9 protein-coding genes are annotated in these 8885 nt (G+C 56.8%); 2 read left to right on the top strand and 7 right to left on the bottom strand.

The features are described from left to right. The first annotated feature begins 140 nt into the window (after positions 1-140). Both Q1B15_RS04205 and Q1B15_RS04200 read left to right on the top strand, forming a co-directional pair. A complete protein-coding gene (locus Q1B15_RS04205; RefSeq protein WP_299750622.1) occupies positions 141-2225 on the top strand; it encodes an ABC transporter ATP-binding protein in 2085 nt (694 codons plus the stop codon). A gap of 102 nt (positions 2226-2327) precedes the next feature. Next, the gene (locus Q1B15_RS04200; protein WP_299750619.1) at positions 2328-2606 is read left to right on the top strand and encodes a hypothetical protein; all 279 of its coding nucleotides are present in this window, start codon (positions 2328-2330) and stop codon (positions 2604-2606) included. Here the strand turns inward: Q1B15_RS04200 and Q1B15_RS04195 are convergent. From Q1B15_RS04195 to Q1B15_RS04165, 7 genes are all read right to left on the bottom strand, one after another. Continuing rightward, positions 2603-4147: a Ppx/GppA family phosphatase gene (locus Q1B15_RS04195; RefSeq protein WP_299750616.1), complete on the bottom strand. Its 1545-nt coding sequence runs from the start codon at positions 4145-4147 to the stop codon at positions 2603-2605. The genes Q1B15_RS04200 and Q1B15_RS04195 overlap by 4 nt on opposite strands. Before the next feature lie 72 nt (positions 4148-4219). Beyond that, entirely contained in the window at positions 4220-5215 is a 996-nt protein-coding gene (locus tag Q1B15_RS04190; RefSeq protein WP_299750613.1) for an endonuclease/exonuclease/phosphatase family protein, read from the bottom strand. Continuing rightward, positions 5216-5896, bottom strand: a complete 681-nt coding sequence (locus Q1B15_RS04185) for a molecular chaperone DjiA (RefSeq protein ID WP_299750610.1) — start codon at positions 5894-5896, stop codon at positions 5216-5218. A 10-nt stretch (positions 5897-5906) separates the two neighbouring features. Then, the gene (locus Q1B15_RS04180) at positions 5907-6416 is read right to left on the bottom strand and encodes a GNAT family N-acetyltransferase (RefSeq protein ID WP_299750607.1); all 510 of its coding nucleotides are present in this window, start codon (positions 6414-6416) and stop codon (positions 5907-5909) included. Continuing rightward, positions 6413-7039: a VOC family protein gene (locus tag Q1B15_RS04175; RefSeq protein ID WP_299750604.1), complete on the bottom strand. Its 627-nt coding sequence runs from the start codon at positions 7037-7039 to the stop codon at positions 6413-6415. Before Q1B15_RS04175 ends, Q1B15_RS04180 begins: the two co-directional genes overlap by 4 nt. Positions 7040-7107: 68 nt before the next feature. Further along, entirely contained in the window at positions 7108-7593 is a 486-nt protein-coding gene (locus Q1B15_RS04170) for an MAPEG family protein (protein WP_299750602.1), read from the bottom strand. After that, positions 7590-8885: methylmalonyl-CoA mutase family protein (locus Q1B15_RS04165; protein WP_299750600.1), on the bottom strand; the 1296-nt coding region annotated here is incomplete at its 5' end. The genes Q1B15_RS04165 and Q1B15_RS04170, both read right to left, overlap by 4 nt.

Genomic DNA, 8885 nt, shown 5'->3' with positions numbered 1-8885 from the left:
TCGTTCTCGGATTGAACCTATTGGCGGATGGTCTGCGCGAAGAGAGCCTTAAGGACTGATGAAAGCACCGGAAGCGCGCACCGACGAATTGCCAACAGCGCCCGACCTGCCAAAAATACGGCCCCAAGGAGGGACACAAGATGAGCAAACGGGACTATGACGGACCGATCCTGGAGATCGACAGCCTGTCCATCAGCTTCTTCACACGGCTTCGGGAAATCCCCGCGGTCATGGACTTTTCCTGCACCGTGCAACCCGGCGAAGCCATGGGCCTTGTCGGCGAAAGTGGCTGCGGCAAATCCACTGTGGCACTTGGCGTCATGCAAGATTTGGGCGTCAATGGGCGCGTCGTCGGTGGCTCGATAAAATTCAAAGGCCGCGACTTGGCCGAAATGTCTCACGAGGAACTTCGCGCAATCCGTGGCAGCGAGATTGCGATGATTTATCAAGAGCCAATGGCCTCGCTGAACCCGGCAATGAAGATCGGCAGGCAGCTGATGGAAGTGCCGATGATCCACGATGGCGTCGACGAAAAAGAGGCGTATAAACGCGCTCTTGAAGTCGTCACAGACGTCCGCCTTCCTGATCCCGAGCGCATACTGCAAAGCTATCCGCACCAGCTTTCGGGTGGACAGCAACAGCGTATTGTCATCGCTATGGCTCTCATGGCGAACCCGTCGCTTTTAATCCTTGACGAGCCGACAACTGCCCTCGACGTGACAGTGGAAGCCGCCGTCGTCGAGCTGGTTAAAGACCTTGGCAAGAAGTATGGCACCTCAATGCTCTTCATCAGCCACAACCTTGGACTGGTGCTTGAAACCTGCGATAGACTTTGCGTCATGTATTCCGGCGAAGCGGTCGAAACCGGGTCCATCGAAGACGTCTTCGACGAGATGCAACACCCTTATACGCAAGCCCTTTTCCGCTCGATCCCGCTTCCGGGCGCGGACAAAAACTCCCGCCCTCTTGTGGCTATTCCGGGGAACTTCCCCCTGCCCCACAAGCGTCCAGATGGCTGCAACTTCGGTCCGCGTTGTGACTATTTCGAGGAAGGTCGCTGCAACGTTGGCGACATAAAAATGCAAAAAGTCAAAGGTGATGACCGCCACGCAACGCGCTGCGTGAAATTCCAGGAAATCGATTGGAACGCACCGATCGAGCTCGGCGAGCAGACCAAGAAAACCGAGCCCGGCGACGTCGTTCTCAGGATGGAAGACCTCAAAAAATACTACGAGGTTTCTGCCACCGCGCTCTTGGGAGGTGCCAACAAGAAGGTCGTCAAAGCCAACGAAACCCTCACTTTTGAGGCCCGCGAGAGCGAGACTCTCGCCATCGTTGGGGAATCGGGTTGCGGTAAGTCGACCTTTGCAAAGGTCCTTATGGGCCTTGAGACCGCAACTGAAGGCAAAATCTTTCTCGACAACCGGGAAATCCAAGACCTGCCAATTGAGAAACGCGACACCAAAACGGTCTCTTCGGTTCAGATGGTTTTCCAAAACCCCTTCGACACGCTCAATCCATCGATGACGGTTGGTCGACAAATCATTCGCGCTTTGGAAATCTTCAAAGTAGGCAACAACCAAGCCGAACGCCGCACGCGGATGCTTGAACTTCTCGACCTGGTGAAACTACCGCGAGAATTTGCTGACCGTATGCCACGCCAGCTTTCGGGTGGTCAGAAACAACGTGTTGGTATCGCGCGCGCATTCTCAGGCGGCGCGCGCATCGTGGTCGCAGACGAGCCGGTCTCAGCGCTTGATGTGTCGGTGCAGGCGGCGGTCACGGACCTCCTCATGGAGATCCAGCGTAACGAGAAAACGACGTTGCTGTTTATCAGCCACGACCTGTCGATCGTTCGTTATCTGTCGGACCGTGTGATGGTCATGTACCTTGGCCACGTGGTTGAATTGGGCACCACCGATCAGGTGTTCTCGCCGCCATACCACCCCTACACCGAGGCGCTTTTGTCCGCTGTTCCCATTGCGGACACCAGCATCCAGAAAATGCACATCGTGTTGGACGGCGACATCCCGTCGGCAATGAACCCACCGCCCGGCTGTCCGTTCCAGACGCGCTGTCGCTGGAAGAACAAGGTTGCGGACGGGCTTTGCGACAGGGAAATGCCGCCGGTTCGCACGCTTGCCAACGGTCATCAGATCAAGTGTCACCTGCCCGACGCCGAACTTGATAACATGGAGCCCGTCATCAAGATGGCCGCTGAATAACGCGGGCCCGATCCAAGACGTTCAATGGCCGGGTATTTCGCCCGGCCATTTTTTGTCTCAGCGGGAATCGTAAAAGCCCTCAACTTCTGTTAAGATAAGGCTATGCTTCGTTTACTCATCCCACTGGTTTTTGCCGCCGCCCCTTCGTTTGCGCAAGATGCCCCCGAACCCGAGGGGAGAGATCTGATGAGCGAAGCTTTACGGCTTTTCATGCGTGGATTGCTTGAAGAAATGGAGCCCGCCATCAACGACTTATCGGCGCTTCTCGATAGTCTTGATGCCTACCACGCGCCCGAAGTCCTCCCAAACGGTGACATCATCATCCGCCGCAAGACCCCGTTGAAGCCGGAAGAAAACGACACCGACGAGATTGAGCTTTAGCGCCCAATCACAACAATATCTGTTGCTCCCAGCGCTGAACCCAGCGAATTCAGGCGCGCTTCTGCAACTTCACCAAACAGACCACGCGTTCCCGGCGCTAGACGAACCTCAAGCCTTTGTTTCTTAGGGAAGTACTTGAAACTCCCCATTTTCTCGTCTTTCGACGCGGTCAGCATGGCACCAAAGCGCATTGCCTTCCCAAGAATTTCGGCTTGCTTCAGGAAGTCATCGTCGATCAGCTTGAACAAGGGGTCAAAACGGGAATTCACACGGCTGTTTTTATAGCGATGCAGCAATGCAACCCCAAGAAACACCCGTTCCGAATGCGTCATGCCGCCAAGGTTCGCCCGTGTCGCCTCGTCAAAACAGACCTCGTGGCGATAGTCCGGATGCGCACGCCAGCTGACGTCATGCAGCAAACAGGCGGCCTTAACCAACCGATGCGGCGCGGCCTTGCGGCCTGAAAAAAGCGGCAGCACAAAATCGTAAAGGCGCCGCCCAAAACCGGGCATGCGCGCATCTTTCGCTTCGGCAAACCGGCAGGCTTCGATTAACGGATCGCGATCCCGCAGGCGCTGCGGCATCTGCTCATAAAGCATGCCCTCGCGGATCCCATAGCTGGAAATCGCAATATCATACGGCTTTAACTGGCGGATCAATTCCTTCAAAACCAGTGAGGCCAACGGCACCAATGCCATCCGGCTTTCGCTCAGCCCGCACCGCAGGCGCAGGTCTTCAATCTTGGAGTCCTGAATGTAGTCAATCGTCGCCAGAACCGATTTCCGCGACATCCTATATTCGTGCAAAACCGTCAGTGGATAACCGCGTCGATCCATATCGATCCGCGCCAAAGCGCGCCACGACCCACCCACTAGAAAGAGGCGGTCCTTCTGCGACCCCATCGTTTCGGCAAGGGCAGCAACTTCTACGGCAATATGATTTTTAAGCCCCTTCTTACCGCCCTTGATGGTTTTCAGCCGCTGCGGGCCAAGCTTGGTTGAAATCCGTTTGCCGACCCGGCCGTCCCGCAATTCGGCAAGCTCCATCGACGAACCACCAATATCGCAGACCAACCCATAGGCCCCCGGCCAACCCAACAAAACTCCTTGTGCTGAAAGGCGGGCCTCTTCCTCTCCGTCGATAACCCAAAGGCGAAGGCCAGTCTCGCGCTGTAGTTCCTCCCTAAACGCGGGACCGTCCTCCGCCTCGCGCACCGCAGCTGTTGCAACAGCTGTAAGCGGTGCGATTCTCATGCCCTCGGCAAGCAATTGAAACCTTTTGATCGCTGACAAAGCCCTTATGCGGCCTTCGGGATTGAGACGCCCTGTTTCCGCCAACCCGGCGCCAAGGCCGGCCATGACTTTTTCATTGAAGAAATATGCAGGGCTTCGGGCGGCGCCATCAAACACCACCATCCTCACCGAATTCGAGCCAACATCAAGCACACCAACACGGCTTAAGGCCCGCGCGCTCGGGTCCTCGAACAGTGGCCGTCCAAACGGGCCCCAATCTTCGGTCGCTGCGTCACCGCTAGCGTCCATGTGGATCCCCCCGACGCATTTCACGCTGAGACCATGCACCTCAGAACCCATTGCGTCAACGAGGCAAAATCATCAAATATCAAGCTCGACGCTAACCGGGAAGTGATCTGACGCGGTAAGTAAAGCGCTCACCAACTCAGGCACTTCGGCAATATTGGCATCGTCAACGGGATGCCAGATGCGCCAGCGATCCGCTTCGTCCACAAGCGCCGGCGAGACCATCACATAATCAAGCAGCGTTTCCATCCAACGCTTTTGATCTGCCAACCAAAACCGAGCCGACGCGGGCACTGGGCCAGGCACACGGCCGATCATCGCGGCAGCATGTGGATCAAATAAATCGGCTTCGTCATCAACGCCAAGAACGATCTCAACGCCGGACCGTCCGAACAATTTTTCATATTCATCCAAGCCCGGCCCGTCGTTGAAGTCACCCAGAACAACAAGCCTATCGTTTTGATCAAGGTGATCATCGACACGCTCGCGCAACCAAATGCATTGCGCCAACTGCTTGCGTCGATTCTCGATGGCAATTCGCATAACACCGGCATCCGTCCGCGCGCCATGCGGGGCTTTGGACTTTGCATGCACTCCAATCAGTCGCAAGTTCACGCCATCTTTGGTCCGTACCGCCAACTCAAGCGGAGGCTTAGACCAGCGCACCTTTTCCGGCGCCGCATCCACATCAAGATCGATTTCATAGTCCTGATCAAAGCGCGGTTCGCCTTGCGGATCGTGCTCCACTGTCATCGCATCCGGGTCATACAAAAGCGCAATCTCTTGCTGGGTATCATTCACAAACCCCATCACCGCGCGACGCGACCGCAAGCCCATCGTTTCCGCAAAAATCTCCAAAGCCGCCGCGCCGTCACGTCTGCGGTCGCTGTCAGGGGCTTCTATAATCATCACGGCGTCCGCATCTAGGGCATTGAAAACAATTCCTAATGCTTCGATCTGTTGGAACCGCTTCACGTTATATCGCCCGGACCATCCGGCATCGTTCAAGAGCCGGCCCCGGTCATCAAAAAGGTTCGAAAACCACTCAACATTGTAGGTTACAAGCCGCACCTACGCCGCGTCCCTGTTAATCTCTTCCCAAGCGTGATTGACCGCGATCAGGCGTTTCTCGGCCATTTTCAGCGCCTCTTGCGGCAACCCCCGCGCCATCAACCGATCGGGGTGTGTCTCGCGGACAAGGTCTCGCCAGGCGCTGCGAATATCCTTCATCGGCGTGTCAGGCTCGACGCCCAGAACGGCCCAGGGGTCAGGCTCGGCGTCCGCGACAAATCGGGTCCGGATCGCACGAAACTGTCGGTCGCTCAGGCCGAAAATCTCGGAAACGCGCGCCAGAAACTGATCTTCCTTTGGATGATAATCGCCATCAGCCACCGCGATATAGAACAGCCCTTCAAGCAAGTCGCAAAGTGTTCCATCCGCCTCGTTAAACATCCGCGCGATGCGTGTGGCGTACTCTTCAAATCCCCCCACGTCCTGGCGCGCAAAATTGAACAGCTTGGCTGCATTGCCTTCCTCGGCGGCCGGAATATGAAAAACTTCGCGAAACGCAGTCACTTCGTCGCGTGTCACTAAACCATCAGCCTTCGCCATCTTCGCGCCCAAGGCAATCACCGCAATCGTGAACGCAATCGAGCGTTCTGGTGGCGAGCGCAGCATGTCGAACACCGAGGCGAGACTTTCGCCAGAGCGTAGTGCGGCAAGCGCGTCAGCTATGCGGGACCAAACGGACATGGACATGATCTTACGCGGAACTCTCCGCGTCGTCACCCATGGGTTGTAGCCATTTTTGCATCATGGTCAGATCCAGCCAGCGACCGAACTTGAAACCGACCTTTGGCAACACAACGACGGTTTCAAACCCGATCCGTGCATGGAAGGCAACGCCTTCTGGGTTCTCGCCGCTGACGCCGGCCCAAAGCGATCCGATCCCAGCCGCGCGGGCGTGATCCTCGACCCTTTGCATCAACGCGCGGCCTGTCCCCCGCCCGCGTGCCTCGGGGGCAAGTATGATCGAGTGTTCCATCGTACGCGCATAGCCAAGTCCGCGCCTGAATTGGTCGTAACTGGCATAGCCTAGAATCACGCCGTCGTCTTCGGCCACAAATATGCCTGGCGCATTTTCGATGAGCTTCGCCACTTCATCGAGACTGAGTTCGATAGGCTTAAACGAGATTGTCGTGTCGCGGATAACCGGGTTCAGCACAGCTGAAATTCCGGTAGCGTCACGCGGCGTGGCCGGACGCACAATCATGCGAGGATCCGGTTGCCTTCCGGTGTCGCAATCGTTGCGATTAACCGCTTTTCCGGCCCCTCACGTACCAGCGTCGACTGCAGTCTGTTCAGCGCAGGAAAGGCATCGATCAATTCACCGGCTCGTGGGTGGAACACATCCAGCCGCACAAGGCGAAACCCGCAATCCGGCAGGCGTCCTGCAGGATGCGCGCTGTCACCCCAGTGGATCAGTGCCGGGCTTGCATCATCGAAGGGCAGCTTGCCGAACTCTGGCACCGCCATTTGCCAGCGCATATCCCCGCGTGACAGCCACATTGCGCGACCTGATCCGGGGGGGGCCTCATCTAGTGCCGCTTCAAGATCATCGGTCCGACAAATCCAATTCATCATCCGCGGCGCGCCGTCATAGCTATCCAGATTAAACCACCGCCGGTGTTTTGGCTTTGGCGCATGCGGATCAATAGCGATCACTTCCAGATATACATCAGTGCCAAGCGACAAAAGCTTGTTGTGGGTACCCATGCCATCATGCTGCCCACCTGCCGAAAGCTCGGCTCCAAGAACTGCTTCGACGTACGAACAGCCCTCTTCAAGAGTGCGCGCAACAACCGCGAGGTGATCAAGTTCCAGCGAAAATCTCATATAGCTTGATGGGGCTAACCGAGGGTTCGTTTCAAGGGAAATTATCGCAATTCACAAATGTCGCAACGTCACGTCAGCCAAGTCCCGCCAGCCCAAAGCAACGAAAACACCGTTGCAAAGAAAGTGGCCGCAAACCCAAAAAGCTGGAGCGGACGCGAAATACGGTAGCCGACCCAATAGGCAAGACGCGCCAGCGGGAAGGAAACGCCTAACGCGACAAGCAGCCCCGGACCATCGCCGGCTGCCAGAAACCCAATTGCTGGCCAAAGGCAAAGTGCCAGAACGACTTGCTCGATCGTGTTGCGCAAGACGCACGCGTTGACATCTGCCCCGGTATCGCTGCCATCCATCAGTTCGTCCGATCCGAGCCGGCGCATGGCTGACCAGAAGACCATCAACGCAACCACCAAACCGGGCCCCAAAAACGCCATCAGCAATGTCGGCGTCAGCGTGAAAATCGGCAAGTTTATCGCCGTCACTCCGACCCAGACCACGCCCAGCGCCCAAACGGCTCCAAGCGTGCCGCCTGCCAGCAACTTTGCGCGGATGGTCACTCGGCGCGCGCAGCGCGTATGAGCTTCAGAACATCAGAAGCCGCATCGGGAATATTCGTTCCTGGCCCAAAGATCGCCTTCACCCCTGCAGATTTCAGGAATTCGTAGTCCTGCTGCGGAATGACGCCGCCACAAATCACTAGAATATCGCCAGCATCGCGTTCGCCCAATATCTTGATCAACTTCGGCGCAAGCGTCTTATGACCGGCCGCCTGACTGGAAATTCCGATCACGTGCACATCGTTGTCGATAGCATCTTGCGCGGCTTCCGCGGGTGTTTGAAACAAAGGCCCGACATCCACGTCAAAACCAATATCTGCAAAGGCAGTTGCGATCACCTTGGCACCCCGGTCGTGACCGTCCTGCCCCATTTTCACGACCAGCATCCGGGGACGGCGGCCTTCCTCTTCGGCGAAATCCTCAACTTCCTTCTGGATCGCCGCAAAGCCCGCGTCGCCCTCGTAGGCAGCGCCGTACACCCCGGCAAGCGTCTTAACTTCGGCGCGGTGGCGTCCAAAAACTTTTTCCATCGCCATGCTGATTTCTCCCACACTTGCGCGTGCGCGTGCAGCATCAACCGCCGCTTCCAACAGGTTTCCACCTTCGGCTGCACATTTTTCGATCGCGACAAGCGCAGCCTCACAGGCCTTGGTATCGCGCGTCGCCTTGATGCGATCCAAACGCTCGATCTGGCTGGCGCGCACCGTATCATTGTTGATATCGCGGATATCGATCGGGTCTTCCTTGTCTTTGCGATACTTATTAACCCCGACGATTACCTCATCGCCCTTGTCGATCATCGCCTGACGACGCGCTGCAGATTCTTCGATCCTTAGCTTCGGCATGCCCGTGGCAACGGCCTTGGTCATGCCCCCCATCTCATCGACTTCCTCGATGATCGCCCAAGCTTTTTCGGCCAATTCTGCCGTGAGGCTTTCAACGTAATACGACCCGGCCAAAGGATCGACGACGTTGGTCACACCGGTCTCTTCTTGAAGGATCAACTGCGTGTTGCGCGCAATGCGTGCCGAGAAATCAGTCGGCAGCGCAATTGCTTCGTCCAGCGCATTTGTGTGCAGCGATTGTGTGCCGCCAAGTACCGCACTCATCGCCTCGTAGGCGGTGCGCACAACGTTATTGTATGGGTCTTGTTCCTGCAATGAAACGCCCGAAGTCTGGCAATGTGTCCGCAGCATTTTCGAGCGCGGGTTTTGCGGCCCGAACTCATCCATGATCCGGCTCCAAAGCAGACGTGCCGCCCGCAGCTTGGCCGCTTCCATGAAGAAATTCAT

Source organism: uncultured Boseongicola sp. (assembly GCF_937988555.1).
GTDB lineage: Bacteria > Pseudomonadota > Alphaproteobacteria > Rhodobacterales > Rhodobacteraceae > Boseongicola.
This window is presented reverse-complemented; position numbering and strand designations above follow the sequence as displayed.

Bases quoted from the DNA above. Each gene is read 5' to 3' on its own strand.
- Q1B15_RS04185 (WP_299750610.1), bottom strand. From the start codon at position 5,896: ATGTCCGTTTGGTCCCGCATAGCTGACGCGCTTGCCGCACTACGCTCT.
- Q1B15_RS04205 (WP_299750622.1), top strand. From the start codon at position 141: ATGAGCAAACGGGACTATGACGGACCGATCCTGGAGATCGACAGCCTG.
- Q1B15_RS04175 (WP_299750604.1), bottom strand. From the start codon at position 7,039: ATGAGATTTTCGCTGGAACTTGATCACCTCGCGGTTGTTGCGCGCACT.
- Q1B15_RS04195 (WP_299750616.1), bottom strand. From the start codon at position 4,147: ATGGACGCTAGCGGTGACGCAGCGACCGAAGATTGGGGCCCGTTTGGA.
- Q1B15_RS04200 (WP_299750619.1), top strand. From the start codon at position 2,328: ATGCTTCGTTTACTCATCCCACTGGTTTTTGCCGCCGCCCCTTCGTTT.
- Q1B15_RS04180 (WP_299750607.1), bottom strand. From the start codon at position 6,416: ATGATTGTGCGTCCGGCCACGCCGCGTGACGCTACCGGAATTTCAGCT.